The sequence below is a fragment of the Caulobacter sp. LARHSG274 genome, assembly GCF_052871235.1.
Genome location: NZ_JBIXJO010000027.1, coordinates 17,166 through 43,083, shown reverse-complemented (window position 1 = coordinate 43,083; position 25,918 = coordinate 17,166). Strand labels below are relative to the sequence as shown.

At 67.0% G+C, this 25,918-nt stretch carries 31 protein-coding genes and 1 pseudogene; 9 read left to right on the top strand and 23 right to left on the bottom strand.

Features of this window, described 5'->3' with window-relative positions; translation table 11 throughout:
- Positions 1 to 847: 847 nt before the first annotated feature.
- Together ACIPQB_RS24685 and ACIPQB_RS24680 are read right to left on the bottom strand one after the other, a co-directional pair.
- Positions 848 to 1,402: a type II secretion system F family protein gene (locus tag ACIPQB_RS24685; protein WP_446487897.1), complete on the bottom strand. Its 555-nt coding sequence runs from the start codon at positions 1,400 to 1,402 to the stop codon at positions 848 to 850.
- Positions 1,395 to 1,805 carry an ATPase, T2SS/T4P/T4SS family gene (locus ACIPQB_RS24680; RefSeq protein ID WP_446487896.1) on the bottom strand — a complete coding sequence of 137 codons (411 nt, stop codon included), beginning with the start codon at positions 1,803 to 1,805 and terminating at the stop codon, positions 1,395 to 1,397. Before ACIPQB_RS24680 ends, ACIPQB_RS24685 begins: the two co-directional genes overlap by 8 nt.
- 265 nt (positions 1,806 to 2,070) lie before the next feature.
- Here ACIPQB_RS24680 and ACIPQB_RS24675 point away from each other — a divergent pair.
- From ACIPQB_RS24675 to ACIPQB_RS24660, 4 genes and pseudogenes are all read left to right on the top strand, one after another.
- A pseudogene (locus tag ACIPQB_RS24675) lies at positions 2,071 to 2,741 on the top strand (IS630 family transposase); the annotation flags it as partial.
- Positions 2,742 to 3,106: 365 nt separating this feature from the next.
- On the top strand, positions 3,107 to 3,388 hold the full coding sequence (locus ACIPQB_RS24670; protein ID WP_446487895.1) for a hypothetical protein: 282 nt from the start codon (positions 3,107 to 3,109) through the stop codon (positions 3,386 to 3,388).
- A 20-nt stretch (positions 3,389 to 3,408) separates the two neighbouring features.
- Complete coding sequence (locus tag ACIPQB_RS24665; protein WP_446487894.1) at positions 3,409 to 3,747, top strand: hypothetical protein; 339 nt, start codon at positions 3,409 to 3,411, stop codon at positions 3,745 to 3,747.
- Positions 3,748 to 3,897: 150 nt separating this feature from the next.
- Positions 3,898 to 4,146: a hypothetical protein gene (locus ACIPQB_RS24660; protein WP_446487893.1), complete on the top strand. Its 249-nt coding sequence runs from the start codon at positions 3,898 to 3,900 to the stop codon at positions 4,144 to 4,146.
- 304 nt (positions 4,147 to 4,450) lie between these two features.
- On the opposite strand, the gene ACIPQB_RS24655 is transcribed toward ACIPQB_RS24660, so the two are convergent.
- The 3 genes from ACIPQB_RS24655 to ACIPQB_RS24645 form a co-directional block, all read right to left on the bottom strand.
- Positions 4,451 to 4,606: a hypothetical protein gene (locus tag ACIPQB_RS24655; RefSeq protein WP_446487892.1), complete on the bottom strand. Its 156-nt coding sequence runs from the start codon at positions 4,604 to 4,606 to the stop codon at positions 4,451 to 4,453.
- A 115-nt stretch (positions 4,607 to 4,721) separates the two neighbouring features.
- On the bottom strand, positions 4,722 to 5,036 hold the full coding sequence (locus ACIPQB_RS24650) for a hypothetical protein (RefSeq protein WP_446487891.1): 315 nt from the start codon (positions 5,034 to 5,036) through the stop codon (positions 4,722 to 4,724).
- Between the two features lie 522 nt (positions 5,037 to 5,558).
- Complete coding sequence (locus ACIPQB_RS24645; protein ID WP_446487890.1) at positions 5,559 to 5,837, bottom strand: hypothetical protein; 279 nt, start codon at positions 5,835 to 5,837, stop codon at positions 5,559 to 5,561.
- Between the two features lie 461 nt (positions 5,838 to 6,298).
- Here ACIPQB_RS24645 and ACIPQB_RS24640 point away from each other — a divergent pair, with 461 nt between their 5' ends.
- Complete coding sequence (locus ACIPQB_RS24640) at positions 6,299 to 6,994, top strand: hypothetical protein (RefSeq protein ID WP_446487889.1); 696 nt, start codon at positions 6,299 to 6,301, stop codon at positions 6,992 to 6,994.
- An 80-nt stretch (positions 6,995 to 7,074) separates the two neighbouring features.
- On the opposite strand, the gene ACIPQB_RS24635 is transcribed toward ACIPQB_RS24640, so the two are convergent.
- On the bottom strand, positions 7,075 to 7,236 hold the full coding sequence (locus ACIPQB_RS24635; protein ID WP_446487888.1) for a hypothetical protein: 162 nt from the start codon (positions 7,234 to 7,236) through the stop codon (positions 7,075 to 7,077).
- Between the two features lie 73 nt (positions 7,237 to 7,309).
- Here ACIPQB_RS24635 and ACIPQB_RS24630 point away from each other — a divergent pair, with 73 nt between their 5' ends.
- Complete coding sequence (locus ACIPQB_RS24630) at positions 7,310 to 7,690, top strand: hypothetical protein (RefSeq protein ID WP_446487887.1); 381 nt, start codon at positions 7,310 to 7,312, stop codon at positions 7,688 to 7,690.
- Between the two features lie 277 nt (positions 7,691 to 7,967).
- Entirely contained in the window at positions 7,968 to 8,321 is a 354-nt protein-coding gene (locus ACIPQB_RS24625; protein WP_446487886.1) for a hypothetical protein, read from the top strand.
- 164 nt (positions 8,322 to 8,485) lie between these two features.
- On the opposite strand, the gene ACIPQB_RS24620 is transcribed toward ACIPQB_RS24625, so the two are convergent.
- The 3 genes from ACIPQB_RS24620 to ACIPQB_RS24610 all read right to left on the bottom strand — a co-directional run bounded on the left by ACIPQB_RS24620 (position 8,486) and on the right by ACIPQB_RS24610 (position 9,770).
- Positions 8,486 to 8,695: a hypothetical protein gene (locus tag ACIPQB_RS24620; RefSeq protein WP_446487885.1), complete on the bottom strand. Its 210-nt coding sequence runs from the start codon at positions 8,693 to 8,695 to the stop codon at positions 8,486 to 8,488.
- Positions 8,696 to 8,970: 275 nt separating this feature from the next.
- On the bottom strand, positions 8,971 to 9,321 hold the full coding sequence (locus ACIPQB_RS24615; RefSeq protein ID WP_446487884.1) for a hypothetical protein: 351 nt from the start codon (positions 9,319 to 9,321) through the stop codon (positions 8,971 to 8,973).
- A gap of 119 nt (positions 9,322 to 9,440) precedes the next feature.
- On the bottom strand, positions 9,441 to 9,770 hold the full coding sequence (locus ACIPQB_RS24610) for a hypothetical protein (protein ID WP_446487883.1): 330 nt from the start codon (positions 9,768 to 9,770) through the stop codon (positions 9,441 to 9,443).
- A gap of 132 nt (positions 9,771 to 9,902) precedes the next feature.
- Here ACIPQB_RS24610 and ACIPQB_RS24605 point away from each other — a divergent pair, with 132 nt between their 5' ends.
- Positions 9,903 to 10,055, top strand: coding sequence for a hypothetical protein (locus ACIPQB_RS24605; RefSeq protein WP_446487882.1), 153 nt, complete (start codon positions 9,903 to 9,905; stop codon positions 10,053 to 10,055).
- Here the strand turns inward: ACIPQB_RS24605 and ACIPQB_RS24600 are convergent.
- The 14 genes from ACIPQB_RS24600 to ACIPQB_RS24535 all read right to left on the bottom strand — a co-directional run bounded on the left by ACIPQB_RS24600 (position 10,043) and on the right by ACIPQB_RS24535 (position 25,169).
- Positions 10,043 to 10,180, bottom strand: coding sequence for a hypothetical protein (locus tag ACIPQB_RS24600; protein WP_446487881.1), 138 nt, complete (start codon positions 10,178 to 10,180; stop codon positions 10,043 to 10,045). The two genes, ACIPQB_RS24605 and ACIPQB_RS24600, sit on opposite strands and share 13 nt — an antisense overlap.
- A 343-nt stretch (positions 10,181 to 10,523) precedes the next feature.
- Positions 10,524 to 10,844 carry a hypothetical protein gene (locus tag ACIPQB_RS24595; RefSeq protein ID WP_446487880.1) on the bottom strand — a complete coding sequence of 107 codons (321 nt, stop codon included), beginning with the start codon at positions 10,842 to 10,844 and terminating at the stop codon, positions 10,524 to 10,526.
- The gene (locus ACIPQB_RS24590) at positions 10,834 to 14,994 is read right to left on the bottom strand and encodes an RHS repeat-associated core domain-containing protein (RefSeq protein WP_446487879.1); all 4,161 of its coding nucleotides are present in this window, start codon (positions 14,992 to 14,994) and stop codon (positions 10,834 to 10,836) included. Before ACIPQB_RS24590 ends, ACIPQB_RS24595 begins: the two co-directional genes overlap by 11 nt.
- Before the next feature lie 719 nt (positions 14,995 to 15,713).
- Positions 15,714 to 16,922 (bottom strand): type II secretion system F family protein, encoded by a 1,209-nt coding sequence (locus ACIPQB_RS24585; RefSeq protein WP_446487878.1) that lies wholly within the window; start codon positions 16,920 to 16,922, stop codon positions 15,714 to 15,716.
- Positions 16,915 to 18,609 carry a GspE/PulE family protein gene (locus ACIPQB_RS24580; RefSeq protein WP_446487877.1) on the bottom strand — a complete coding sequence of 565 codons (1,695 nt, stop codon included), beginning with the start codon at positions 18,607 to 18,609 and terminating at the stop codon, positions 16,915 to 16,917. Before ACIPQB_RS24580 ends, ACIPQB_RS24585 begins: the two co-directional genes overlap by 8 nt.
- Positions 18,606 to 19,349: a prepilin peptidase gene (locus ACIPQB_RS24575; protein ID WP_446487876.1), complete on the bottom strand. Its 744-nt coding sequence runs from the start codon at positions 19,347 to 19,349 to the stop codon at positions 18,606 to 18,608. The genes ACIPQB_RS24580 and ACIPQB_RS24575 overlap by 4 nt, the downstream gene beginning before the upstream one ends.
- On the bottom strand, positions 19,346 to 19,789 hold the full coding sequence (gspG, locus tag ACIPQB_RS24570; RefSeq protein WP_446487875.1) for a type II secretion system major pseudopilin GspG: 444 nt from the start codon (positions 19,787 to 19,789) through the stop codon (positions 19,346 to 19,348). The genes ACIPQB_RS24575 and gspG overlap by 4 nt, the downstream gene beginning before the upstream one ends.
- A complete protein-coding gene (locus tag ACIPQB_RS24565; protein WP_446487874.1) occupies positions 19,729 to 20,478 on the bottom strand; it encodes a hypothetical protein in 750 nt (249 codons plus the stop codon). Before ACIPQB_RS24565 ends, gspG begins: the two co-directional genes overlap by 61 nt.
- Positions 20,459 to 22,387 (bottom strand): type II secretion system secretin GspD, encoded by a 1,929-nt coding sequence (gene gspD / locus ACIPQB_RS24560; RefSeq protein ID WP_446487873.1) that lies wholly within the window; start codon positions 22,385 to 22,387, stop codon positions 20,459 to 20,461. The genes ACIPQB_RS24565 and gspD overlap by 20 nt, the downstream gene beginning before the upstream one ends.
- 23 nt (positions 22,388 to 22,410) lie before the next feature.
- Positions 22,411 to 22,956 carry a hypothetical protein gene (locus ACIPQB_RS24555; RefSeq protein ID WP_446487872.1) on the bottom strand — a complete coding sequence of 182 codons (546 nt, stop codon included), beginning with the start codon at positions 22,954 to 22,956 and terminating at the stop codon, positions 22,411 to 22,413.
- Positions 22,932 to 23,450 (bottom strand): hypothetical protein, encoded by a 519-nt coding sequence (locus ACIPQB_RS24550; RefSeq protein ID WP_446487871.1) that lies wholly within the window; start codon positions 23,448 to 23,450, stop codon positions 22,932 to 22,934. Before ACIPQB_RS24550 ends, ACIPQB_RS24555 begins: the two co-directional genes overlap by 25 nt.
- The gene (locus ACIPQB_RS24545; protein ID WP_446487870.1) at positions 23,447 to 24,232 is read right to left on the bottom strand and encodes a hypothetical protein; all 786 of its coding nucleotides are present in this window, start codon (positions 24,230 to 24,232) and stop codon (positions 23,447 to 23,449) included. Before ACIPQB_RS24545 ends, ACIPQB_RS24550 begins: the two co-directional genes overlap by 4 nt.
- On the bottom strand, positions 24,229 to 24,789 hold the full coding sequence (locus tag ACIPQB_RS24540) for a prepilin-type N-terminal cleavage/methylation domain-containing protein (RefSeq protein WP_446487869.1): 561 nt from the start codon (positions 24,787 to 24,789) through the stop codon (positions 24,229 to 24,231). Before ACIPQB_RS24540 ends, ACIPQB_RS24545 begins: the two co-directional genes overlap by 4 nt.
- Positions 24,786 to 25,169, bottom strand: a complete 384-nt coding sequence (locus ACIPQB_RS24535; protein WP_446487868.1) for a hypothetical protein — start codon at positions 25,167 to 25,169, stop codon at positions 24,786 to 24,788. Before ACIPQB_RS24535 ends, ACIPQB_RS24540 begins: the two co-directional genes overlap by 4 nt.
- Positions 25,170 to 25,225: 56 nt before the next feature.
- On the opposite strand from ACIPQB_RS24535, the gene ACIPQB_RS24530 reads away from it, so the two are divergent.
- On the top strand, positions 25,226 to 25,918 hold a 693-nt coding region (locus tag ACIPQB_RS24530), incomplete at its 3' end, for a hypothetical protein (protein WP_446487867.1).

Below are 25,918 nucleotides of genomic sequence, written 5' to 3'. Positions count from 1 at the left end.
AAGGACCGGCAAACCAAGCCGGCGGACAGAAGAAGATCGAAACGACCCGCACGAACAGACCTTCGCATCCACCCACCCATTTCAAATATTGCCGTCAGGCCGCTGCGTCTTCCGGGACCACAGACAATTCCGGGATCACAGACAACAAGCCGCCCCTGCACCGCCCCTGGTTGCGCAGCTTGACCGTAGAGATGCGTTTTCCAGGGCGCAACCGTTGGGCGAAGGAATTTTTCGTTTCGCCTCGAACTGAGGCGTCCCCTGGACTCAATGGCCCGCCGTGCGCCAGGTCGATCCGCCCGCATCCTCGCCAAACCGCCAACCGCCAGACTCCACCGCGCCGGTGTTGGCCTTGGGTAAATGCAATGTCGCCCGATGTCGGGTTTACGTGCGCGATGATAGGCCGTTCGGCGGCCCTGATCCGCCGCAGCGATCGTCTACCCCTTGCGAGACCATAGCTGCGCCAAGGTGTGCGCTGTCGGAGAGCCTTGTCGAAGTTTTCCGCCCCCCCGGCGACCGGCTGCGCGTCTCCCGAACGGCGCTTTGGCCGCATCGACCGCCGGCTTGCGCACGGCCGTCATCGTCTCTGGCGGCGGAAGCTTGTGGGCCGGGGCCAGCGACACCCCCGCCGTCAGGTGGGACTGGATCGCCGCCGGCTAGGCGTAATAGTCGAGAGCGAACGCCGTCAAAGCGATCGCCGAGCGCGACCGAAAAACCCGCGTAACGCCCCCAACCCAAACGCCGGCCAAGCTTGACTGTATGGCGACAATCGAAGCGGGATTAAATCCGGGCGATAGTCCTCCGCTCAAAGCCGCCTGCTCCAGTTCGGTCACGCCCGACAGCAAACCGGTCATCTATCGGGCCGATCAGACCGTCCCAGCAGCACGATCAAGGCCGGGCCCAGGACCCCGACCAGTTGCTCGCGCAGCTTGATGGCGGCTTCCAGCATCTCGCCGGCTCGCCGCAACGCCTGCGGCAGGTCGCCGGCCGCCTCGCCGGCCGCGACGAGCGCGGCGACGAAGCCGTGGCGCGGGGCCAGGGTGCGGGCGAAGGCCGCGTCCAGCGCTTCGCCGGCGCTGATCTCCTGCAACAGTCGCCGGCAGGCGCCGGCGACGCGCGAGCCCTGGGCCCGCGACAGCAGGACATTGAGCGAGGCGCGCATGTCGGCCCCGGCGCTGAGCAGATCGGCCAGGCTGAGCAGGATCTCGGCGCTCTCGCGGTCCCTGAGCGCCCGATCGCCCGTCGCCCGTGTTCCGACCGCAACCGCCCTCAGTTTCAACGGCGACAGGCCCTGGCGGCGCAACCGCTCGAACGCGGCCTGCTCGCTGGCCTCCAGGACCTGGCCGCGCACCCGCCGGCCGTCGGTCCCGACCGCGACATAGGCGAAGCGGCGGGTCTCAGTCATGGACCGCGCCCATCACTTCCTCCAGCGTGGTCTCGCCGCGCATCGCCTTGTCCAGGCCGTCGGCCGCCATGCTGGCCAGGCCCAGCTGTCTCGCCAGCCGCCCGATCTCGGCGGCCGGCTGGCGGTCGGCGATGGCCCGCAGCAGCGCCTCGTCGGTCAGGAAGGCCTCGGCGATCGGCGCGCGGCCCTTGAACCCGCCGCCCTTGCAGGCCGGGCAGCCGTGGGCCCGGAAGGTGCGCAGCGGCGCGGCCAGGCCCTGGTCGGCGGCGAAGGCCTGTTCGGCCTCGGTCGGCGCGCCCGCCTGCCGGCAGTGCGGACACAGGCGGCGGACCAGCCGCTGGGCCACCGCCCCACGGAACGCCGCAGCCAGCTGGTCGGGGCCGCGGCTGACCCGTTCCCGCACGGCGGCCGAGGCGTCCGCCTCAAAGCCTGGCGGTTAAGCCGCAGGCGAGAAGCGCCTGTTTAGGCTTAAACCGCACGCCGAGCCCAAGCCGGGCGTCAAGCTGACGGTCAAGGGTGCGCGAAGCGCATCGCCGCAGGCGACGGCGCAGCCGCCCTTGAGGGTCAGATTGAGGTCCGGCGCATCCGCCTGCGCCTAGTGGTTACGCCCTAACAGTAAGACTCCCTGGGGGATTCCCACGGGAGGTGTGATCGTGCGAGTCTGCGCCATGCGCACAGGGATTTCCATCACGGTCACGCCGGAGGATCGGCTCCGATTGGAGGCGATCGCTCAGGATCGTAACAGCCCCCCAGAAACATGTCTTGCGGGCGCGGATCATCATGCTGAGGGCCGACGGCGTGGGCACGAACGGCGTCATGGCGGCCACCGGCAAGGACAAGACCTGCGTCTGGCGCTGGCAGGAGCGGTTCATGCTGGAGGGCGTCGAGGGCCTGGTGCGCGACAAGACCCGCCCCTCGCGCATCCCGTCCATGCCGCTGGCGACCATCGACCGGGTGGTGGCCCTGACCAACGCCACGCCGCCGCACGAGGCCGCCCATTGGACGGCGGCGGCGATGGCCAAGGCGACGGGGATTAAGCATCTCCTCGGTGCGGCGCATCTGGAAGGCCCATGGCCTGCAACCGCATCGCATGCGCGCCTTCAAGCTGTCCGACGATCCGAAGTTCGCCGAGAAGCTCAAGGACGTCGTCGGCCTGTACATCGATCCGCCGGCCCATGCCGTGGCGCTGTCGCTCGACGAGAAGAGCCAGATCCAGGCGCTGGACCGCACCCAGCCGGGCCTGCCGATGAAGAAGGGCCGGGCCGGGACCATGATCCACGATTACAAGCGCCACGGCACGACCACCCTGTTCGCCGCCCTCGACGTGCTGGAAGGCTCGGCCACCGCCATGGCCTTGGGGTCGATGGGTCCTTACAGCAGCCATATTCGCTTCTCGATAATGGCCACTGCCCACTCTGCAACGCCTACCGCATCGGGCGGAAAAGTGGATGCCGGCTTTCCACAAAAAACGGTGCGATAACAAAACCTAGCGCAAGCCGCGCGACGTTGGCATCGCCCGACCCGCCAACGCTGTCCAAAGGTGACGGCCGCCTGCGCGATTTCAAGTTGTGCTCTCGGCGCCGCGCCACTACGAAGAAGCTTGACCGAAGCTGAAACATTTCCTGACAGGGCGGGGGCCTGAGAATGAAACGGGGGCTATTGGTGACGGCCGGCGCCGCATTTGCGCTGTTGTCAGGCGAGGCCATGGCCACGCCTCTGGAGGCACCCTGGGTCAAGGTCAACTACATCTCCGGAGGTTGGGTGGCTGCGCACCTCAGGGTTCAGACGGCCGCCGCCTTCTACAATCCCGAAGCCTGTCCGGTGACCGACGGCTATATGGTGGAGGCGAGCCTGCCCGGCGCCCAGTTGTTCTCGTCGATGCTGTTGACCGCCTTTTCGACCAATCTGGAGGTCAAGCTGGTGGTGGATGGTTGCGTCCTGGATCGCCCTCGGATCATCGGCGTGACGTTGCGGGAATCCCATTGAACCTGGCGCGCGGAAACTGGTTGCAAGCCGGCCTGATCACGGCGCTCGCCGCGGCGCTGTCGCTGTCGGCCGGCGGCGCTTGGGCCACGCCGGCCCAGACGCCCTGGGTTCGGGTGACCGCCGTCATCGGAGGATGGACTTCGGCGGGGCTGAGGGTGCAGACCACCGGAGACTTCTTCAATCCCGCCGCCTGCCCGATCCCCGACGGCTATTTCGTCGATCCGACATTGTCCGGAGCCCAACTGTTCTGGTCGATGTTGCTGACGGCCCAGGCGACGAACGTCGAGATCCAACTGACGGTCGACGGATGCATCTATTCGCGTCCGAACGTCATCGGCGTGGCCTTGCGTCGTCCGTAGCGTCCGGCGCGCAGATTCGCGCTGGAAGGTCGACGTCGAACCGATGGCGGCTTGTTGGCCGAGTAGACGAGCGACGTTGCTGTGGTCATAGACAAGTTTCCTGGATTGAATAGGGTGGATTACAGAGATCCTGAGTTGTTATGAGCCGCCATGATGCCTATTTGCGAGATGCTCCTCCGCCGTGCACTTTTGCCTATGGCGCGGGGGCTCGCGGGATTGGCGAGCTGGGTGCTTTTAATGTCGAGCACGCCAGCGCATGCATTCACCGAATGCGACTACGCCGTCTCGATGCTCTATGCCGGAACGACCGGCGAAGTGTTCGCCTATTTCAAGGAAGGCGGGCAAATCTATATTGATCCGGCCAACACCTCGAAAGATCGGTTTTTTCCATGCTGCTGACCGCCAAGACATCCGGTCAGCGCGTCAAGGTCCGGTTCTCGGCAGACGGCGGATCTTGCACGGTCGCCCGCACCGACACCGTCCTGGGATTATGGGTCTATTAGAGCCGGTCGCGCGATACGAGACTCACGCGACCGGCTCTAGCTTTTTGTTTTCACATCGTTTTTGCAGAAAAACGGCGTCCGCTTTTCCGCACGATGCTCTAGAAAAGTTTGAGTTCAAATCCGGGCTCTCCGTCCGCGTCGCCGGAATCCCACGGGGCGTCGCAACCTATTGACCAACAACGAAATATAGAGTCGGATTCTTATGCGTGAACCGCTCCTGCCGGTACCGCATAGGTCTTGTCCTTGCCGGTCGCCGCCGTGATGCCGGCCGCGCCGATCCCGTCGGCTGTCAGCATGATGATCCGCACCCGCCGCGCGTGCTTCTGAGGCCGTTCCGATCCGGGGCGATCGCTCAAGGCCGAGCCTATCCTCAGCTGTGACGGTGACCGATGCGCATGCCGCAGACCTCGCACGGCCGCATCACCGGGGAATCCCCCAACAGGGTCTTGTGTTGGAGTCAAACCGCCAGATTCAGTCGGCGAGATAGAAATTGCTCACGCTCTCCATGCCGCCGAACTGATTACAGGCGCCGAGCCCAGTAATCACGATGCGCTTGTTCAAGGCGTAAGCCGACATCAGCACGGCCAGCTTTGCCTGGCCCGCCGGCGTGGAGCCGTCGAACGCCCAGCGTCCCTGGTTCGTGGCGCAGCCGGGCAGAGCCGTCCTATCCCCGTCGTGATTAAATAGCACGACGCCGCCGTCCATCACCTGGATGACGCTGATGTGGCCCGCCCCCGTCGAAGAGGCTACGGCTAGCGCCGGCGTCAATAGGGCTGCGACCAGCATCGCCGCAGCCACGCTTCCGACGAGTTTCCCGCTTCTCATTTCCGCCCCGCCCGCATCACAACCCAGACGAACAAAATACACGACGAAGCTTGTTGTCGATCAGGAAATCCCCATCCCGATCCTCTCCAGACCCGAAGCGTCTGTTTCAGTCGCTTGTCGAGCTCGACCATGGTGCGGTTCAGCGCGCCCTCGTCGTCATGCCAGGCCTGCAGAACGCCGGGCCTAAATCGCGGTCATGACGGTCAGGCGGGCTGGCGTGGCGTAGACCTCGGCCGCTTCCAGCACGACCTTCTACGCCAGCGGGCGGGCCGACGCAGGGACGAGCAGATGGGCAGTGGTTGGCGAGCACTGGATAGTCTTCGCCCCGGCCCTTCAGCGTCATGACGAAGCGGCTATGCGAACTTGCAAGGGGAGAAACGTCGAAGTCGGTTCAGCCCTATGCAGCAGTTCGAGAAGAATTTTGCCGTGTTGGCGTCGGCGGGGCGACTCCATGCCACAGTGATCGAGCCGCCCTGCAGACGACTATGAGCGTCGAATATAGACGCCGATGACCGCCGGACGTGACAGCGCGCAACCATCAATGATCAACTGGACGTCCTGATTGGTCGAATAGGCGGTGAGCAAGATCGAGTCCAGCAACTGGGCGCCCGGCAGGGTGGAGTCGACGATGTAGCCGTCTGTCAGGGCGCAGCCGGCCGGGTTGCTGAACGCCCCGCTGGTCTGCACCCTCAGGGTGGAGCTCGTCCATCCGCCGCCGAGAAAGGTCAGCTTGGCCCAGGGAACCTCAACGGGAGCCGCCATGGCCGCGCTCGCCGACAGTGAGATGGTCAAACCGAGCGTGACCGAAAGAGCCAACTTCATGAAGTTCTCCAAAGAGCGTCCGGTAGAGCGTCCGATTATGGCCAAGCTTTAGTCTGAAACCCAAGGAGCTTTCAACTTCCAGGGGAAGAAACAGCAAATCGATCGAGGTTCCGGCCACAAGCGGCTTTTCCGGCGGAGAGCGACCCACGGGTCCGAATGCGCGACCTCTCGCGCGTCCCGATCACGGGTCGCCGGCCACGCCTCGAGGTCCTCGACGCTTGCTTCCTATCGGAGTTCGCCGACAGCCCGTCGCCCAGCAACGCCCCCTCCCCCATCAACGCCTTGGTCGACCGCGCCGAACAGACGACAAGGTCGCAGCGCCAGAAACGGCGATGGCCCGTCATAAGCCCACAATGTAGGCGACCGTTTCATGATCCCCCAGGCAGGACTGACTGCCTTGAATGCTGACCTTCTTGCCGGCCGCCGTGGCCGCCAGCAGGTTGGCGAACATGGCTTGGCCCGCGGGCGTGTTGACGCTGAAAACCCAAAGTCCGTTCGCATTGGCGCAGGCCGGCAGAGCGCCGGTCCTTACGCCGTCATGGCTAAACCATACGTTCCCGTCCGCTCCGGCCGAGATCGAGGACGCCATGCCGGGGCCCTGGCTGGACGCAAGCGCGGGCGAGGCCATCGCCAAAACCGCCGCGACGATCGACGCCATTCCCGCCGACCTGAACTGTTTCCGCAAGACGCCTCTCCCCGCTGATCACGCCCAAGATTGCAACTTGGCGATGGTCAAGGTCAAGCTCGCGAACGACGGCGGGCCTTCGCGCCAGATCAAAATCGGAAACTCCGCTTGTTCCAGGACGACGCCAACGGCTCCTGGACGAATGACGGCGCCGAAGGCGTCACGCGCCTCGAATCTCCTCGTCGCTATTGCCTCGTCGCGGCGTCACGGCCAAGGTGAAGCTCCACAACCAAAGGTGACGATCATGAGATTAGTACTCGCTGCATTGATCTGCGCGGCGGCGGCAACTGGCGCAGCGCCGGCCAAGGCCTCGGACGCGGCCTTGGGCTATATCACCTATCCCTACGGCACGTCGAACGGGGCGGTCATGTTCAACACCGACGGCGCGCGGGGAGCTCCTCCATCCTGTTAGGGCCCCGGCCTGGGCGCGCGCTTTGCGATCAACGCCAGCACCCTGGTCGGGCAGTCGCAGCTGTCAGTGCTGATGACGGCCTATTCGCTGCATAAGCGCATCTCGATCCACGGGACGGGAACCTGCTCCATCTGGGGCGACACCGAAACGGTCGACTTCTTCATGGTCGAAAATTGATCGGCGCCGAAGCTGATCTGCCCCGCCCCGATCTGGAGCCCGTTGCGCGGGGTCTCGCCGGACAATGACGTTCGCTGCAAAGGACACGGCAAGCGGCCCCGATCGCTTGCCTTGATCCCGATGCACAAGGAGATGCTGGTGAAAATTGCCCTGCCCGCCGCCGCCGGAGCGCTTCTCGCGCTATCGATGATTCCAGCTGCTGCGCTCGCCCAGGCCGCGACGGTTACGCCACGCAACATCATGGCCGGGATTTCGAGCTCCGGCCCCGATCAGGTCTGGGTTCGGGCCGACGGCCAGGCGCCGGGCGTGGCCAACGAGTGCGTGTACCAAGGATGGTCTCTGTTCTACGCCGGCGCCAACGGCGACGTGGCCCCCGAAAAGGTTGAGGCGATCGCCCTGACCGCCAAGGCGAGCAACATTCCGCTCTTCATCGCCTATGTCGTCGAGACGGGCCCATCTGATTTCTGGGGCTGGGGCATAACCAAATGCCGCATCCTTCGCATTTCCCTCGGCGCCTGAGGCCCGAACGGCGCCGTGGTCTGAACGGAGTTCGTGAAACCGGGACCGGCAGCCTGGGCGGGAATTTCGCCAAAGCCAAGCCTCTAAACCAGAGCAATCCCGGGAGCCGATCTTCCAACGCCCGCAGGGACGGCCGTCGGGTGTTACGCTAAAGGCTCAGGAGGCTGTCTCTGTCGGGAGTCCCAGAGGTCAGCACGATTTTCAGGGCCTCATCTCGATATAGAAGACGCCCTCCGTGTCGCCGGTCTGCTGATCGCAAGCGCCGCTGCCCTGGACGATGATCGACTTGCGCGCGGCGGCGGCGGTCAAAAGCGTCGAAAGCATCGCTTGGCCGCTCGCCGTCGTAATGCTGAAGGCGAATCTCGTCGGAAACGCGGCTCCGCAACTGGGCGGCGTCGACCTCGAACCCTCCACGGTGAACATGACGAAACCACTAGAGGTCGACAGAACAGAGGTCACGCTGACCAGTGCGGTCGACGAGGCCTGGGCTGCTGATCCCGCGAACGCGCAGAGCAAGGCTGCGGCCATCGCGACGATTTTTCCTAAATTCCCCATGGAAACCGGCCTTCTTTGCGGGTGGATTTGTACGATGACTGGTTCCTTGGGGCGCGATGATCCCGAAGCTCTTTAGACGGGTCTAGAGCCCGCGCGAGGGGCTCTAGACTTTTGTTTTCGCATCGCTATTGCGGAAAACCGGCGTCCACTTTTCCGCGCGATGCTCTAGGTCGATCGCGACGCCGCGGGACGCTTGCAGACCCCCGGCACGACGATCGCCGCCTTTCGCGGAATTCCGGGCTAGGTCGCCGGACGGGTGGTGAGCGTGATCGACCGCAACGTCGTGCCCCAACCGGTGCAGCCCGTCGAAGCGATCTCAAGCACGACGCTGCGCCGCGCCGACAGGGCGGTGATGGCGATACTCAGCAGGCCCTGGCCCGCCGCCGAATTGAGGCCGAACTTGAAGACGGTCGTGCCGCACGCCGCCGTGGCCGCCGAAGTGACGAACACGGCCGAACCGGCGCCGGCGTCATAGACGCGGACGTCGGTGATCAGGACCGGCTGGCTCTCCGGCTCGGGGGGGGGGGGGGGGGGGGCCGCCCCCCCCCCCCCCCCCCGCCCGGGGGGGGGGGGGGGCGGGGCGGGGGGCCGAGCGGCGGCGTCATAGACGCGGACGTGGGTGATCCGCACCGGCTGGCACTCCGGCTCGGCGCGGGCCGGCGACGCGCCGGCCAGCGCCAGCAGCAGGAACAGGCAGGAGGAAAGCCCGGCGAGGACGCGCATCGTCAGGCGCTCCGGGTGGTGAGGGTGATCGACTGCAGGCGGGTCCCGTAGCCGGCGCAGCCGGTGCTGTTGCTCACCTCCAGAACGACATGCTCGCGGGCGGTGAAGGCCGAGATGGCGATGCTGAGCATGGCCGGCCCGGCCGCGCTCGTCAGATCGATGGTGAAAGTGGCGACGCCGCAGACCGTCGGCGCGGCCGTCTCCACCAGGGCGAACGGCGTCGCGCCGTTCTCGAAGACCCGGACCTGGTTGACCAGCACCGGAGGACTCGAAGGCTCGGCCCGCGCTGTCGAGACCATCGACAGGCTGGCAAACAGGACGAAGGCAATCGTTTTGAAGCTGATAGGTTGCACCGGAACCTGTCCGTCAAGCTGAGTGGGATTGCAATTCAGAGAAAAGACGCGCCTTAGATTGTCAAGGTAAGCTTTAATGCTTGCGGTCGTCTTAGTGCACTATGGCTGGGAGAGGAGAGTCAATTAAGTGCACTGTCACCGTAATCCCAGTTAGAGTAGCAGCCGCTGACCGTCAGCGACACCTGGTCGCCCCGCGCATAGGCGGTCAGCAGCATCGACGTGAACAGGTCGTGCGAGGGCGAATCCGGCGCGACGACATAGAGGCCGCCCGTGGGACAGCTGTCAGGATTGACGGCTGCGGCCGTGGTCTGCACGCCGACCATCGGAACGGTCCAGCCGCCGGTGACCAGGGTGATCTTTCTCCAGGTCACCGGGCCGGTGGCGCTTGCCGTGGTGGCGAGGCCAAGGGTGAGAGCCAGCACAGCAGCGAGGGTCCATGGACGTTTCATGCTGTTTGTTCCCTCGATCGGCCGCCGACAAACAGAGCTGTGCTTGGCGCACCGCAGTCTAGCTTAGCAGCGACCTGTCGCAACTCTTTTGGATAGTCAGATGGCGAAAAAGCAATCGTCGACCTGGCCACCATGAGCGACCACGACGCCGCCGAGCTGCTGGAGGCCGTGGAGGCGTATTACGAAGAACGCCGGCAACGCCACTTCCAACGCGCCCAGCGCGCCAAGGCTCTGATCGCCGCCCGGACGACCGCCACCGCCGCTGAGCCGCCCTACGCCTTGTAGGCGTCGAACAGCGCCAGCAGGCGCGGATCGGCGTCGAAGTCCACGGGCGCCGACCCCACGCCCGGCGGCCGGCCGCGCGTCTCCCCGAACAAGGCCTTGGCCGCATCGAGCGCCTGCTTGCGCACGGTCGCCACCCTCTCGGGCGGCAGCAACTCGTAGCCAGGGCCAGCGACACCCCCGCCGCCATGTAAGACTGGATCGCCGCTTGCTGGGCGTAATAGTCGATGTGGGTCACGCCCCGATCGTAGATCAGGTGTTCGAGATACTGGCTTTGGGTCATGCCCGGCGCGGCGGCCTCGGCCCTCACCTTGTTGGCCGCCTGCGGCGACACGCGGATGCCCAGGACGGGGTCGCGATAGCGGCGACGAGGCAGTCGCCAGGTTGGGGCGTGGGCGTGGTCTGCGAAGGCGTCATGCGAAGGCCCTTTCAGGCTCTCTGAGCGCCCATTATGGGTACCCGCTATCAGTTCTACTTTTCACCGTTATCCAGCCACACCGTGTATTTTAGCTCTTCCCGATCATCCACCGTGTCTAGGCATATCACGATATAATCATATGCTTTTTGAGCAGAGCTGTGTTGATCGACCCCATAGTCCTCTCTGGAGAATGCGAGGGTAGCATCACATCTGAGGTAACGCACGTCACCATCGACCTCATATGCTTCAACGGCATTCACCACCCCGTCGATGTCGAGAGATACTTCCAAAAGCTCCTTCAACTCCGAGTAACTCAACATCCGGCTTCCGGTTGCGGTGCTTGCCGCCAATATATCCGCTCTATCAATTGCCATTTTTTTCGGCTTTTTCTTTCGGAGGCCTGTCCTGTGGTGGCTTGTCGCGCGGCTCTCCACGCGTTCCGACCTGGATGACTTCTTTCGTTTTATCGTTTTGAACGACGTAGTTTCCGTCCTTGTCGACATACGAGGTCGCGGGTTCATTTCGAGGCTTGCCATCCTTCGACCCTCTATCAACTACACCGCCGGTCCGATCTGGGTTGTTGAGTACATCATCAACTTGTTCAGGCGTCCAACCCTTGCCGCCAATGTACTCGTCTCCTGTTCCCTTCGCACCGTGATCTCTCACGGGGACACCGCCCGGCGTCTTGAAAGGATCATTCGTATAGATGATCGGGACGGGAACGACGACCGGACTATTGATGTTAATAGGGCCAGCGCGAACAACTACTTGATAGAAGTCAAGGCGCAGCCCCACCCGCCACGAAAGCCCAGTCGGATCGCTCCGATTCATCGGATCATTGCCGACATAGGCGTACCAGTTGAGGCCATCGTCATACCCGATGGGGTCGGTCTGGAGAAACCGTCCCAACGAGGGCGAGTAAATTCGGGCCTTGTAATAGTACATGCCCAGCTCCGGGATGCGGATCTGACCGGTGTACGAGAACCGCCCCTGATTGGTCGCGGCCGGGATGCCGTATTCGTCGTAGGTGTTGGTGGTGATGCTGCCGCCGTTCGCATCGGCGACGGCGACGATGCTGCCCTGGCGGTCGGCGCGCAACAGCCGGCGAACGTCCAGGCTGGAACCCTCGTACCAGAACAGCGGCTCGTCGACGCCTTGACCGTGCACGTAGCGGCGAAGCATGTTGCCCGCGCCGTCATACTCGGCCACCAGGGCAGGCCCGTCGTAGAGGAATTGGGTGGTTCCCGAGTCGCCGCCGGCCGTCTGCCACAGCCGACCCAGCGGATCGTAGCTGAGCGACACGGTCACCGCGCCGGTGGTGCTAGTGATCAACCGGTTTTCGACGTCGTAGAGGTAGGCCGTAGAACCGTCAGACTTCAGATTGCCGTTGGCGTCGTTGGTAAAGCTCAGCGCACCGACTTGAGTATACTGGTTCAGACCATTTGCGACGTACTGGCGGCTGAGCTCAACAGCGCCTCGCCAGTCATAGGCTTGGTTGCTAATCGTAAATGTCCTCACCTGACTGGCGGGATTGTACGCTGGCGAGCCGAACGTCACGTCCCAAGCCGTGCCGGCCAGGTCATGCGACAGTGACGACAGCCTGCCGATCGGATCGTAGGTGTAGCCGGTCGCGACCCCTTCGGTCAGGCCATCGCGACGCCCCATGGCGTCGTAAGTCTGTCCGGCAATCTTGGTCGTCCCGCCTTCCTTGATCGCGGTCATGCGACCAAGGTCGTCATATTGGTACGTGAAGATCTTTTCGTCGGGGAACTTCAGCTGTGTGCGATTGCCGGCCGCGTCGTACTCGTACGACAGCTTCCGCGGCGCGCCGCTCAGATTGTTGCTGCTCGTCTTCACCCGGCCGAACGCGTCATAGGTGTTGGTGATGCCAGGTCCGGTCTCCGATCCGAACCGCGCGTAGAGCTGCAGCCCCAGCAGATCGTAACCGTAATAGACATCATTGCCGACCGGGACGTTCTTGAGCGTCATGCGATTCAGCGCGTCGTAGGAGTACGTGATCGTCTGGGTGTCGCGCTTTCTCAACATGGTGCGGTTGGCGTTGGCGTCGTAGCTGTATTCCTCATAGTCGTTCAGGTTGAGATCGCCAGCGCTGGCTAAGGCGGTTGTTTGGGTGGTCGGATCGTAGGCTGACGGCTGGGACGTCGACGGGAACACCCATTTGGACAGCCGGTTGAAGCCATCATACTCCCATTTGGAACGGTTGCCCCTGGCGTCGATCACGTATTCCTGCTTGCCGTCCGGCGTGTAGCTGTAGGTGGCGTCGGCCCGCTCGAGACCGGAGCCGACCGCCTGCCGCACCTGCAGCAGTTGTCCGGCGGCGTCGTACACGTTCCTGGTGACACGGTCTGGTCCCTGGTCGCCTGCCGTGAACGGCGTGCAGGCGGAGCCGAGAGGGAGGTCGCCGAAGACCGCCGGGTTCATGCGGACGGCGATGCATTCGAGGCGACTGTCGCTGTCGTAGCTGTATTGTGTCACCGTATAGGTCGCACCGCCGTAGGCCCTCTTGTCCTCGCGCGCCTTCCGTCCCGCGGCATCGTAGGCGATGACGTCTTCTTCGACCGGCGTCATCGTATCAAGCGCCGCCCGAGTGACGCCGGCCGCCGTGCCGCGCTGAACCAGGGTGGGCCGCCCGTCGCCGTTGTAGACCGTCCGTGTGGCCAAGTTGGCGGGCGCCGCCGGCCTGATCGACCCGATCAGTTGCCGCCCCGCGTCGTAGAAATAATAGGTCGTGTCGCCGGGGCCCGCCAACGGGCCGTCGACCGAGGCGAGATTGCCGACGGGGTCGTAGGTCTTGGTGATGATCGAGATCAGGGCGCCATCGCCCGAGGACATGGTTTCCTTTATGGGTAAGAGGTTGGCGTCGTATTCGTACGTGGTCTTCAGTTCGTCAGGCTCTCCCGTGCAGGACGCCTTGGTTCTGCACGTGGTGGTCTCGACTAGCTTCCAGACCGAGGTGGCCGAGGGTACGGACTGGCCGGACGCATCCTTGAACACGGCCTGGCGCGGCTCGTAGCGATAGCGGGTCTGCGGCCGGACATTGCTGGAATCGGCTGGTCCGGTCGCCGTCTTCAGCAGGCCGGTGTCCTCATAATAGGTGTAGTCAGTGCTGTTGTTGCGGGCGTCGGTCTTGCTGACGGGATCGGCGCAGAGCACCCAATCGGCGCAGGTCGGAAACGCCGCGGACGTCGAAAGGGTGTCGGCGCCGTAGTTGGGTCTCTGGGTCTCGACGGCCGACAAGGGGCGGTCTCGGTCGTCGTACGAGATCGTCGTTGTCGCCCCTCCAGGCCTCGTCACCCTGTAGATCTTGTTATTGGCCAGCCACAACGCCGATTGAGAGGTCCGCGTTTGATAGAATTCGTAGGTCGTCTTGCGGAGCTTTTCGTCGGTCAGGATGGATTTGTAAGGCTTGCTCGTCGTCCAGGTGTTGTTGCTGGCCGCAGCCAAAGCCGCGTCATCCATGCTGAAGCGCATAACGGCCCCGGACGATCTTGTCGCCGACGAACTAAGCACCTTCCAATCGGCAACGGAGTTGAATTGATTGGACCCAATGCTGAAAGCATAATCGGTGCTGCCCGTCGGATCCTCGAACCGCCGCATCAGAACCTTGGGCCCATTCGCTGTCAGCGAGACCCGCCAGATTTTCCTGGCCACACCCATCGGCGAGGTGAGCGTCACCTGTTGCTCGGTCGAGCTGGTCTCGACGGTCGAGAAGCCCGACACGCGGGTCAGCGCGTCGGTCGCCTGGTAGTTGTTATAGGTACCCGACAGCTGCAGCTTTGGCCAGTTCGCCACCTGGTTGGGACAGGTCGAGGCAAGCTTGTCGCAATATTCGTACGCCAGGTTCGTTAGTTGAAAGGACGCCACCGCCTGGCCCAGATCCTGATAGTTGATCTGATAGCCGAGGTTGGAGGTGATCGAGCGGACCGTCGTGCCCTGGTAATTGTAGGTCAGCCGCTCGCCGTTCTTCGATCGGATCTCGCGCAACCAGCCCAAGGTGCGCGGCTGGGGCGCGGGGCCGCCATCGGCCACGGGATTGTTATCAAAGATCCATTGCTTGCCGCTGTTGTCGGTCAGGACCCAAGTGTTGGACACCAGATCGAGTCGGACGTCGCAGTCGCCCCTGCAGTCGCCGCTGAAACCCACCATCAAGGCGCGGGCGCCGATCCGCACGCTGACTTCCGGTTTGAAGCCGTAGCAGTTGCCCGGACCGATCGGACAAGCCTCCTGCCGGAGGTAGCCGTAGCGCGGCACTTGGCTGCTGTCGTAGTAGGTCGCCAGGACTTTCTGCGACAAGACTGGGGCGTCCGCCGGCCCGATCGTCACCGTGCCGCCATCCGTTATGATGGTCCCATTGCTGAGATCGACACCGTTCCGATCCGCTATCGTGACCTTGGGCACGACCACGCCGCTGATCGACTGCGCGACCGCACGAGAACCAGGACAGGTCGCCACCGCGGCGACCAAACCGGCCAGAATCGCCGATCTCAGAAAATTGCCGACCACCGGACTCTCCTAGCAGGCTTTCGAGGACGACGGCTGCGCCGGCGTGGGTTTGACTTCACGGTTAGGATCGCCGCGCGGGGCGGCTTGCGCCGGTTCGCCAGAAGGCCCCTGCCCATCGGCGGTGCGATTACCGCGCTCGCGTTGAGAGCGGGCCCGAAATCGTCACGCTCCGCACGAAGGTGGCGGTCGCGTCGACCTCGGGATCGAGGGTGTGCTTCAATCTTGCTCTCCCAGGGAGAGAGCGCTCCTTGGCCGATAGCTTGACCTTAGCCACGCCGATTGCAGCGCGCAATCTGATGGCGAGATTTATCAGCTATTTCGTCAGGACCAATTTGCCATCATGGCCGACCCTCTCGTCGTGGATGGAAGCCCGTCCTCAAGCAGCATTCGGGCGCCTGTCGTGGCTGAGGATTCCAACGCCGCCTTGAACGCCGAGGTCACCGCGCTTCGCCGGCAGATGGTGCAACTGTGCGCCGCCTTGGTGGTGATCGGCACGGTCGGTGCGCCGGAGGTGGTGCCCGCCCGCCGGATCGTGCTCGAGGACGCGCAAGGCCGTGAGCGCATTGTCTTGGCCGCCTGCGACCACCGACAAAAAGCCGCCTTGCGCCGCCCCGATTGCGCAACTTGCGCCGTAGAGCTGTGCCTTCCGGAGTGCAACCGACGGGTGAAGAAATTTTTCAGCTTCGCCTTGAACGGAGGCGCCGCATCAACTCGGCGCCTCAGCTCAACGCCGCCTGCCCCAGCTCCGTCACGCCCGACAGCAGGCCCGCCATCATCAGGCCGATCAGGCCGCCGAGCAGCACGATCAGGGCCGGGCCCAGCAGGCGCGCGGCGGCCTCGATGTCGCGCACGGCGGCGTCCTCCTCCAGCTTGCCCGAGCGTTGCAGCATCCGCCCCAGGGCGCCGGTGGACTCCCCGACCGAGACCAGGCGCACGACGGTCGCCGGAAACCCTTTCACGGCCTGCAGGGCCTCGGACAGCGCCACGCCCTGGCGCACCTGCCGCAGCACCGGCTGCAACCGGGTCTTGGCCAGCTCCGAGCGCACCCCGCCGATGGCCAGTCTCAGGGCGTCGCTCATCGGCGCGCCGGCCGTCAGCATCACCCCCAGCGAGATCGCGAAGCCGCCGTAGAACAGGGCTCCCGTGGTTCGCCGCCAGGGGCCGGCCAGCAGCAGGCGGTCGAGCGGCCCGGCCAGCAGGCCGGCGCGGCCCAGGACCGCGACCAGCGCCGCCGCCGCCGCCAGGGCGCCGCCCAGCGCCAGGCCGTGGTCGCGCAGCAGCCGGCTGGCGGCCAGCAGGCCCGACAGGATCGGCGTCCCCTCCCCGCCCCCCTCGCTGACCAGCGGTTCGAGCGAGGGCACCACGGCCAGCAGGATCACTCCCGCCGCCGCCACGGTGCTGACCAACACGAACAGCGGATAGGCCAGGGCCCCGACCAGTTGCTCGCGCAGCTTGATGGCGGCTTCCAGCATCTCGCCGGCTCGCCGCAACGCCTGCGGCAGGTCGCCGGCCGCCTCGCCGGCCGCGACGAGCGCGGCGACGAAGCCGTGGCGCGGGGCCAGGGTGCGGGCGAAGGCCGCGTCCAGCGCCTCGCCGGCGCTGATCTCCTGCAGCAGCCGCCGGCAGGCGCCGGCCACCCGCGAGCCCTGGGCCCGCGACAGCAGGACATTGAGCGACGCGCGCATGTCGGCCCCGGCGCTGAGCAGATCGGCCAGGCTGAGCAGGATCTCGGCGCTCTCGCGGTCCCTGAGCGCCCGATCGCCCGTCGCCCGTGTTCCGACCGCAACCGCCCTCAGTTTCAACGGCGACAGGCCCTGGCGGCGCAACCGCTCGAACGCGGCCTGCTCGCTGGCCTCCAGGACCTGGCCGCGCACCCGCCGGCCGTCGGTCCCCACCGCGACATAGGCGAAGCGGCGGATCTCAGTCATGGACCGCGCCCATCACTTCCTCCAGCGTGGTCTCGCCGCGCATCGCCTTGTCGAGACCGTCCGCCGCCATGCTGGCCAGGCCCAGCTGCCGCGCCAGCCGCCCGATCTCGGCGGCCGGCTGGCGGTCGGCGATGGCCCGCAGCAGCGCCTCGTCGGTCAGGAAGGCCTCGGCGATCGGCGCGCGGCCCTTGAACCCGCCGCCCTTGCAGGCCGGGCAGCCGTGGGCCCGGAAGGTGCGCAACGGCGCGGCCAGGCCGTGGCCGGCGGCGAAGGCCTGTTCGGCCTCGGTCGGCGCGCCCGCCTGCCGGCAGTGCGGGCACAGGCGGCGGACCAGCCGCTGGGCCACCGCCCCACGGAAGGCGGCGGCCAGTTGGTAGGGCTCCACGCCCATGTCGAGCAGGCGCGGCAGCACCGAAAGGGCGTCGTTGGCGTGGATCGAGGCCAGCACCAGGTGGCCGGTCATCGCCGCCTGGATGGCCACCGCCGCCGTCTCCGGATCGCGGATCTCACCGACCAGGATAATGTCGGGGTCCTGGCGCAGGAACGAGCGCAGGGCCGCGGCGAAGGTCAGGCCCAGTTGCGGAGCCACCTGGGTCTGGGAGACATGCTCGAAATGATATTCGACCGGGTCCTCGACGCTGAGCACCTTCTTGGGCGAGCCGGTGAAGGTCTCCAAGAGGGCATAGAGCGTGGTGGTCTTGCCGCTGCCGGTCGGGCCGGTGACCAGGAAGATGCCGTGCGGGGCCCGGCCGGCCTTGCGCAGCACGTCGGTCACCTCGTCGGCCAAGCCTAGCCCGCCAAGCTCCAGCGGCACGGCGCTGCGGTCAAGGATGCGCAGCACGGCCGCTTCACCGAACACCGTCGGAGCGGTGGCCACGCGCACGTCGACTGACTTGCCCCGGATGACGAAGGACGTGCGGCCGTCCTGCGGCAGGCGGCGTTCGCCCAGGTTCAGGTTGGCGATCACCTTGATGCGCGACACCGCCGGCGCGGCCAGGTCGGCGGGAACCACGCGATAGTCGATCATCCGGCCATCGACCCGCAATCTCACCCGCAGATCGTGGCGGCGCGGCTCGAAGTGGATGTCGGAGGCGCCCAGGGCGATCGCCTCCTCGAAGGCTTCGGCGACCAGGCGCGCGCCGCCGCCCTCGACCGCGCCGTCGGCCACCTGGTCGATCTCGCGCGCCAGGCGCCGCTCGTCGACGGCCTCGGATGAGACTGCCGCTTCGGCGCCATAGCGCGCCTCGAAGGCGGTCCGCCACTCGCCGGCCCGGGCGGCCAACACGCTGACCGGCCGATTGGCCGCAAACACCAGCCCGGCCAGAGCCTCGTCGTCGAGCGGATCGCAGGCCGCGCACAGCAGGGCGGGTCCGCCCGCGGCCAGCGGCAGCAGGCGCGTTCGCCGCAGGAAGTCGACGGTGACGCCCAGATCAGCGATGTCGACCGCCGCCGGCCGCAGACGCGGTTCCCAGATTTCGCAGCCTGCCGCCTGGGCGTAGGCGCGAGTCAGGTCCTCGTCCGACAGCGCGCCCAGTTGATTGAGCACCTGCTCGACCGGCTGGCCGGTGCGCATGGCCACCAGCTCAGCGCGCGCGATGGCGGCCAGTTCAACCAGGCCCTGCTCGATCAAGGCCTCTACGAGCTTGGCGCGGGCCTGAGAGCGGGGCCGGCTGGCGAGGGTCGTCATGGAATCAGGTCTCCAAACACGCCCGCCTGCAGCGCCAGCCCTACGGACCAGCCGGCCGCGGCGAGGGCCGGACCAAAGGCGATCCTGCCGTCGGCGGTCTTGCTCATGCGCAGCTGGACCAGACCGGCCAGGCCGGCGATGACGAACATCCAAGGGGTCGCCGCACCGGTCCAAAGGGCGAGCGCCATGGCCAGCTTGACGTCGCCCAGGCCCATTTTCGGATCCCCGGTCCGGGCCGCGAAAATCCCGCGCAGAACCAGGAGCAGAGCCCCTGTCGTGACCGCGGCGACGAAGCCGACCAGCAGGGCCGCAGGCCCGCGCTGCAGCGCCAGGGCTGCGCCGAGCACCGCCGCGACAATGCTGAGCAGGTCCGGCAGGCGCCGGCTGACGGCGTCGGCGACGGCGGCGGCGACCAGGACCATCCCCAACATCGCCGCCAGAATGGCCGGACCGATCGGCAGGAGCAGGACGCTCGCCATGGCCAGTCCCACCCCGGCCGCCTCGCCGGCCAGATGGCCGGGGTGGATCGGCGCGCGGCAACCGGCGCAGGCCCCGCCCAGGTGGAGATAGGAAAGGATCGGCACCGTGGCGGCGTACCCCAGCCGAACGTCACAGGCGTCGCAGCGCGAGCGACCCACGATCGCCTGCCGCCCCTGCGTCCAGCGCAAACCCGCCGTGGCCGCAAAGCTGCCGACGACGGCTCCGACCGGCAGAGCGATCCAGGCGGCCAGCAGGTTCATTTGGGCGCAGCCAGGTCGCGCTTGGTTCCCGAACCGCCGGCCTTGCGGTCGGACCCGAGACTGACGACCTCGAATCCGTTGTCCTCGACCTGGCGGTAGAGGATGTCGCCGGTCCAGGGATCCTTCAGGGTGGCGGCCGATTTGACGTAGGGGCCGGTCCAGCCTTCCGCGTCGGCCGGCTCCTCGACCAAGGCCCTTAGCCCTTCGCTCGCGGTCGGATAGCGGCCAGTGTCGGAATGGAACATCTCGACGGCGGCGGCCACGGACTCCAACTGAAGCTGGGCCGACTTGACGCGCGCGCGACCCAATTGTCCCATCAGGCTGGGGGTCAGCACCGCGGCGATCAGGCCGATGATCGCGATGACCACCAGCATCTCGGTCAGGGTGTAGCCGGCGTCCCCGCCAGACCGGACGCCCGGCTGTTGATGGTCCTGTCGCATGTTACGCCCCCGTCCGCCGTGCGCCCGAAGCGCCGCCATATCACCGCGCCGGGCTTCTCCACCCGGCCGATCAACCTTACAATCCGCTCGTCCGTCCAGCCATCCACGGTGGTCGCCCGCACGCGCCAGACCTGTCCGGCCCGGGGGCCGTCCAGGTCCTGGTCGGGCGCCTGGGCCGCGGCCAGGCTCAAGGCTTCGGCCACGCCCCAGGGCGAGATCGCGCTCCTGGCGCAGGCCCGCCAGCTCGCACCGACGTCGGCCGCCGCAATGGCGTCGGGCGTCGCGGTCCTGGCGTCGAGGACAGCCAGATGCGCACGCGCGCCAGCCGGATCGTCAGCCCCGAGCAGGGCCAAGACCTTGTCGTCGAGCCTCGCCGCCTCGGTCAGCCGCAGCTTGGGGGCCTCGGCTTCGGCCAGGACGGAGACGCCGCGGTCGTCCAGGCCCCCGATGCTCCAGGCCAGGCGTGCGGATCGCGCGCCGTTCACCAGGCGGGTCGCGGCCAGGACCTGCGCGCCGGACAAGGCGTACGCGGCCTGGCTGCGCCGCAGGTCGGCCCGGGCCAGCTTGAGCGCGCTGACGCCGCGCAGCACCAGGGCGGCGGCGAGAATGGCCACCGCCAGGCTGACGGCCAAAGCCGCCGCGCTGGCGTAGCCGCCGTCGCGCGGCGCTTCAGTGCGGCAGCAAACCACGGCTCTCGATCTCGCGCATGTCGGCCAGCATGTCGCTGGTGACCAGATTGGAGCTGGCCGGATCGCGCATGATGCGCACGCTCAGCAGCACCACCAGCTCGGTTCGGGCCGCCTCCTTGCTCTTGGACTTGAAGAGATTGCCCAGGAGCTTGACGTCCTTGAGACCGGGCACTCCGCTGTCGGAATCACTGCTCCGATGACTGATCAGACCGCCCAGGGCGACGACCCCGCCGTCCTGCAGCACCAGGGTGCTGGCCAGCTTGCGCTGCTGGATCGTCGGTGAATCGATGCCCGAGGTCACGGTCTTGGCGACGCCGCTGACCTCCTGAGCGATGTCGACGACGACCTTGTCGTCGCCGCTGATGCGCGGGGTGACCTCGAGAATCACGCCGGTGTCGCGATACTCCACCGTACTGACGATGGCCGGGGTCGCGGTGGTGGTGTTGGTCGCCGTCTGGGTGATGACAGGCACCTGGTCGCCGATCTGCAGCCGGGCCTTGTGATTGTCGAGGGTGATCAGCTTGGGAGCCGAGACGACGTCGATCGTGGTGCGCGAACCCAGGGCGTTGACGGCCGCATCGATGTCGCCGCCCAGATAGGTGATCGAAAAGCCTGGGAACTTCGGCGCGATCGCGCCGCCTTCGTTGTAGATCGAACTTCCAGTCAGCTTGCCGCTGTCGCCGACCGCCGACCAGTCGACGCCGAATCGGAAATCGTTGGTCAGGCTGACCTCGATGATCGAGGCCTCGATCATCACCTGGGCGGGCGGCCGGTCGATTTCCGCCAGGGTCTGCTGCAGGCCCATCCAGCGCGCGGCCGGGGCGCGGACGATCAGGGTGTTGCTGTCCTTGTCGACGCCGATGCGCACGCCGTCCTCGAGCGCTTGCTGACCGCCGGCGTCGGTTTCACCGCGCCCGCTCCCGGCGCTGTCGCCCTGGTCGGAAGCGGCAGGCGTTTCCGCCGAACTTGAAGTCGTTTGGCGAGTGTTTTGAAGGCCGCTGCCTCCATTGTCGCTGCTTGCGCCCAAGACCTGCCTCAGGGTCTGGGCCAGGGACGCGGCCGAGGCGCTGCGCGGCCGATAGACATAGAGTTGGGTGGACAGGTCGCGCGAGGGCGTGTCCAGCCGGGTGATCCAGCCGGCGACCTCGTTCATCGCCGTTTCGGTGCGGGCCGAGACGATCAGACCATTGAGCCGGCTGAGCGGCGAGACCGAGACGCCCTGGACGCCGGCCGTGGCCAGAATCTTGGCCAGATCGGTCGCCACCGTGCCGGCCGCGGCCTGGCGCAGGTCGAACCAGCGGATGCGCGCGCCTTCGAAAACGTTGCGGTCCAGGACCTTGATGGTCTCAAGGGTCGCCTGCAGCTCGCTCCCCGATCCGCCCAGCACGATCAAGCCCAGCTTGTCGTTGGAATAGAGCACGGCCTTGGAGCCGGTCATCGCCTCCAGCGCCTTGGCCACCTCGCTGGGCGTGGAGAACGACAGCGGCACGGCCACGACGTCATAGCCGCCCCGACGCATGCCGCTGACCGCGCTGGGATCGCGAAGCCCCGCGGCGGCCCGGGCCTTGTCCCGCGGCGCCAGCACCAGGCTGTCGCCCTGGCGCAGCACGGCCACGTCGTTGACCTCAAGCGCGGCCTCGAAGGCTTCGAGCAACTGAGCCCGGGTCAGCCGCCGGTCGATGCGGAACGACACCTTGCCGGTGACCCCGGGATCGATGCTGTAGGGCACGCCCAAGGCGGTTCCGAGGATTTCCTCGGCCACCTGGGCGATGTCGGCGTCCCGAAAGGCGAAGGTGAAGGACTCCGGCCGGTCCGTGGCCGCCGCGGCGCGGGCGGGCGCGGTCGCCAGCGGCGCCGTGGCCAGGCAGACGCCGGCCATGGCCAGTCGGAGCGCACGCTTGAATGTCATGGAATGCTTCACGAAAGACGACTTCATCCGCCAAGGCCGGCGGGGGCGCTGGCCGGCGGCGGCGGTGAACGATAGCCGGGGGGCGGCGTATCGCCTGCGCCCCCGCCTGGCATGGCGGGATTGGGCATCGCGGCCCCCGAAGCCGGCGTCGCCTCGCCGATTTTCAAGTCCTGCACGCCCAAAGGCAGGTCCAGGGTGGCGCGGCCGGAGGCGACTTCGCGCAAAACCACGCCGTCGCGGCTTTCACCGCGCGCCAGCCAGGCCGCCGGCTTGCCGTCGATGGTCAGCAGGGCGGCGGCGCGCCCGGGCATGCGTGAGAGGCCAAGAACGGCCACGGCCGGGTCCTTGACGGCGTTTGGGCCGATCGACAGCGCAAACAGCGGCGGCCCCGCCAGCATCGGCGTTCCACCCGCCGGCGTCTCCTCGGCTCGCCTTGACTGCAGGGCGTTCAGACGCCCCTGGGCTGGGCTGTACACGTCCTGGCGCCCGGCCGCCAACCAGGCGACGGCGCCCAGAGCCAGGCCGGCAAGCACCGACGACGGGATCAAAGGCGCGCGGAGGTCGAGCAATAGAAACGTCCTGAAAACCGAAGGGAGACAGCCGAGGTCCTGGAGGTGAGGTCGACGGAGTCAGCGAAGATCGCAGGCTTGGCGGCGTCGAGGCCGCGCAACAGCCCCATGGCGTCCTCATAGGACCCCAAGGTCTCGAATCGGAAACCGATCACCACCAACCCCGACCCGTCGACCGAGACCGAAGGCTCGAAGGCCAGCCGCACCATTTGGGCCTGGCCAAGCCCGGCCCGCAGCTTTTGCGCGACGAGGTCCGAGCCGCGCGCGATCCCTTCGCGGCAGACGGCGCCGCGCGGATAGGTCAGGCCGCCGGCCGTAGCGCGCTGCAGTTGCGCGATCCGTTCGACCTTTTGATCCAGCTGCGCCAGGCGCTCGGCCCGGTGAACGGGCCGCGCCAAGGCCGACAGGCCCATGGCCGCCACCACCGCAGCCAGCCCCCCGGCCAAGGCCGCCGCGACCGCCAGGCCGGGCCCGCCGATGGAACGCGCGCTCATCGCCCGGCCCCTTCGGGCTGGATCCGCCAGGACCAGACGCCTGGCCGCGCGACGCCTTCGCGGCTGGCGCCGCGCTGCGGATCGGCGAACGGCGAGGTCTCGCCCCGGGCTTCGACACGGCTGACGCCATGCGCCCAGTTCCAGGATTCGATCCGCGCGTCGGGTGCGCGCGCGGCCATGGCCCAGGCCAGATCCGTCAGCGGCGCGGCGATCCGATCGCCCGGCTGGGCCATCGTCAAGGCAGCCGACTCCCGACGGACTCTCTGGGCCGTCTCGGCTCGCCGCAGCTTGGCGGCCGCGTCGCGTTCCATCGCCGCCAGTTGCGTCTCGCCCTCGGACCGCGCCAGCAGGGCTCCGGCGATCGACATGAACACCAGCGCCGCAATCCCCGCGGCGGCGACGCCGGCGACCAATGAGCGCCGCGCCCGCCGGGCCATGGCCTCCGGCGGCTCGAAAGTCACCGACACCGCCTGGTCATCGACCTCGACCCGCGCCTCGAACCGGGTCTCGATCTCACTGGTGCGGACATAGCAGGCCGCGAACCGCCCGCCTTGCCTCAGGCGCCACGGGGTCAGGCGCTTGAGCCGCACCAGCATCTGGTCGATCGGCAGGGGCGCGCCGTGGCGGGCCTCCAAAAGGGCGCCGCGCGCCTGCTCCCATGGCCATCCTGGCGGCGTCGACACCGCCCGCGCGAAAACATTCGGCGCAGCGGCGACGGTGGAGGGTTCGTCGCGCGGTTCGTTGTCCGCATCGACCAGACGCAAATCCAGGGGGTTCCTCATGGGGTCACAATCCGGCAGCCGCCGATGATGGCGTCGAACTGGCAATCGCGAGGCTCGCGCGGCGAAATCGGAACCACCGCCAGCGGCGCGACCGCGCCAGGCTTGGCGAGCAACACCGCGCGCGGCGTCTGGTCCCCGGGATGGGACGGCGACGTTTCGGCGGGAGGCCAGGCGTCGACCAGGCTTCGAGCGTCGCGGTAGCTGAAGCGCACGGCCGGATCGCTCAGCCGCAGACGCCGGGCCCGGCCCGAACCGTTTCGCAAGACCAGCAGCATCCGGCGGCCCTCGACCTGCAGACTCGCCGCGCAGGTTGCGGCTGCGCAGGCGAAGGACAGTCCCCTTGCGTCGCCGTGCAGGGTCTCCGCCCCGTCCTGCGCCAGCCACCGCGTCAGGGTCTGGTCGACAGTGCGGTCGGCGGCCAGGCGCGCCTGAATTCTATTGGAGGTCAGTTGCTGGCGCGAGATCAGGCCGACCACCAGCCCAAGCCCGCCCATGGCCAACCCAAGGATGGTCAGGGCCGCGAGCATCTCAGCCAGGGTGTAGCCGTCGTCGCTCATGCGCCGCCCTCGGGCAGGCAGGCGTCCATCGTCGTCATTCGATAGGTCCGGCCGCTGCCTGTCGCCTTGGCGGAGGCGGTGCGCGCGCAGGGACCGCCGCGACGGAGAAAGGCTGCGTCGGTGAAATGGGCCTCGACGCGCCAGGCCATGCCCAGGGCCCGCCCGCTCCAGGCGCCGGCCTGTCCGGCCGTGCTTTCCAACCCGCCCCGCAGGATCATCTCGGCGTCGCGGGTCTCGGCGGCGGTCCGGCTGGCGCGCAGGCCGATTTCGGCGGCGGTCAAGGACAGGGCCAGGCTGGAGGACAGGATGGTGACGGCCACCAGCGCGTCCACGGCCGCAAAGCCGCCCTGGTCCTGACTCGGACCTGGTTTCTGACGCATGATCGCCCCACTTCGCGCCCCGACGCGCGTACCCCGAAGCCGCAGCTTCCGGACAATTGGATATCACATCGGACGGGCGGCTGAACAGCCGCAATTCAACCTTCAGACGCGAAGTGGACGAATACCGCGCCGACCGCTACCGTTCATGCTCTTCTCATTCCCGCCAGCCGCCGAACGTTCGACCACCGATGCCAGAACCCTCATCGCCTGCTGACGACAGCCGGATCAGCGGCCTGGCGGCGATCACCGCCCTGGGCGGGCACGCCGCGATCATCCTGGCCTTGCTGCTGCTGGCGGGGCGGGCGCCCGAAATGTTGATCACGCCCACGGTGGTCGGCGTGACCCTGGTCAACAGCCAGCCCGGCGAGCCGGCCAAATCGGCAGCGAACGGGCCGCCCTCCCCTGCGCCGACCGAGGCCGCTCTTTCCGAGGCGCGGCGCGAGCCCGTGGATGCATCGGGCGATCGCCTCGACAGCCTGACCGCAATACCGGATTCCCTCGCCGCGCGTCCGGCGCTCGCTGCTGCGGACGCGGGCGGGGCTTCGCGGCCGACAACGGCGTCGGCCGCCTCCGCCGCTTCGGGCTCGAGCCGCGCTGACCAAGGACTGGGCCAGGGTGAAGCGGCCGAGGGCGTCGATCTCTACGCCGCCGCCTCCCTGCCCAGCGTCGGAGCTCGCCCCGCGGCTCCGTCAGGCGATCTCTGGCAGAGGGTGGCGCCCTGCTGGCGGTCGGCCGCGCCGCGCGAGGCG

What these genes read in the sequence shown, in the direction of transcription:
- ACIPQB_RS24610 (WP_446487883.1), bottom strand. Translation starts at nt 9,770, where the DNA reads ATGAAACGTCCATGGACCCTCGCTGCTGTGCTGGCTCTCACCCTTGGC.
- ACIPQB_RS24545 (WP_446487870.1), bottom strand. Translation starts at nt 24,232, where the DNA reads ATGAGGAACCCCCTGGATTTGCGTCTGGTCGATGCGGACAACGAACCG.
- ACIPQB_RS24580 (WP_446487877.1), bottom strand. Translation starts at nt 18,609, where the DNA reads ATGACGACCCTCGCCAGCCGGCCCCGCTCTCAGGCCCGCGCCAAGCTC.
- ACIPQB_RS24685 (WP_446487897.1), bottom strand. Translation starts at nt 1,402, where the DNA reads ATGACTGAGACCCGCCGCTTCGCCTATGTCGCGGTCGGGACCGACGGC.
- gspG (WP_446487875.1), bottom strand. Translation starts at nt 19,789, where the DNA reads ATGCGACAGGACCATCAACAGCCGGGCGTCCGGTCTGGCGGGGACGCC.
- ACIPQB_RS24540 (WP_446487869.1), bottom strand. Translation starts at nt 24,789, where the DNA reads ATGAGCGACGACGGCTACACCCTGGCTGAGATGCTCGCGGCCCTGACC.
- ACIPQB_RS24670 (WP_446487895.1), top strand. Translation starts at nt 3,107, where the DNA reads ATGGCCACGCCTCTGGAGGCACCCTGGGTCAAGGTCAACTACATCTCC.
- ACIPQB_RS24595 (WP_446487880.1), bottom strand. Translation starts at nt 10,844, where the DNA reads ATGGCAATTGATAGAGCGGATATATTGGCGGCAAGCACCGCAACCGGA.
- ACIPQB_RS24575 (WP_446487876.1), bottom strand. Translation starts at nt 19,349, where the DNA reads ATGAACCTGCTGGCCGCCTGGATCGCTCTGCCGGTCGGAGCCGTCGTC.
- ACIPQB_RS24550 (WP_446487871.1), bottom strand. Translation starts at nt 23,450, where the DNA reads ATGAGCGCGCGTTCCATCGGCGGGCCCGGCCTGGCGGTCGCGGCGGCC.
- ACIPQB_RS24645 (WP_446487890.1), bottom strand. Translation starts at nt 5,837, where the DNA reads ATGGCGGCTCCCGTTGAGGTTCCCTGGGCCAAGCTGACCTTTCTCGGC.
- ACIPQB_RS24605 (WP_446487882.1), top strand. Translation starts at nt 9,903, where the DNA reads ATGAGCGACCACGACGCCGCCGAGCTGCTGGAGGCCGTGGAGGCGTAT.
- ACIPQB_RS24650 (WP_446487891.1), bottom strand. Translation starts at nt 5,036, where the DNA reads ATGCTGGTCGCAGCCCTATTGACGCCGGCGCTAGCCGTAGCCTCTTCG.
- gspD (WP_446487873.1), bottom strand. Translation starts at nt 22,387, where the DNA reads ATGACATTCAAGCGTGCGCTCCGACTGGCCATGGCCGGCGTCTGCCTG.
- ACIPQB_RS24625 (WP_446487886.1), top strand. Translation starts at nt 7,968, where the DNA reads ATGATCGACTTGCGCGCGGCGGCGGCGGTCAAAAGCGTCGAAAGCATC.
- ACIPQB_RS24640 (WP_446487889.1), top strand. Translation starts at nt 6,299, where the DNA reads ATGCTGACCTTCTTGCCGGCCGCCGTGGCCGCCAGCAGGTTGGCGAAC.
- ACIPQB_RS24535 (WP_446487868.1), bottom strand. Translation starts at nt 25,169, where the DNA reads ATGCGTCAGAAACCAGGTCCGAGTCAGGACCAGGGCGGCTTTGCGGCC.
- ACIPQB_RS24585 (WP_446487878.1), bottom strand. Translation starts at nt 16,922, where the DNA reads ATGACTGAGATCCGCCGCTTCGCCTATGTCGCGGTGGGGACCGACGGC.
- ACIPQB_RS24660 (WP_446487893.1), top strand. Translation starts at nt 3,898, where the DNA reads ATGATGCCTATTTGCGAGATGCTCCTCCGCCGTGCACTTTTGCCTATG.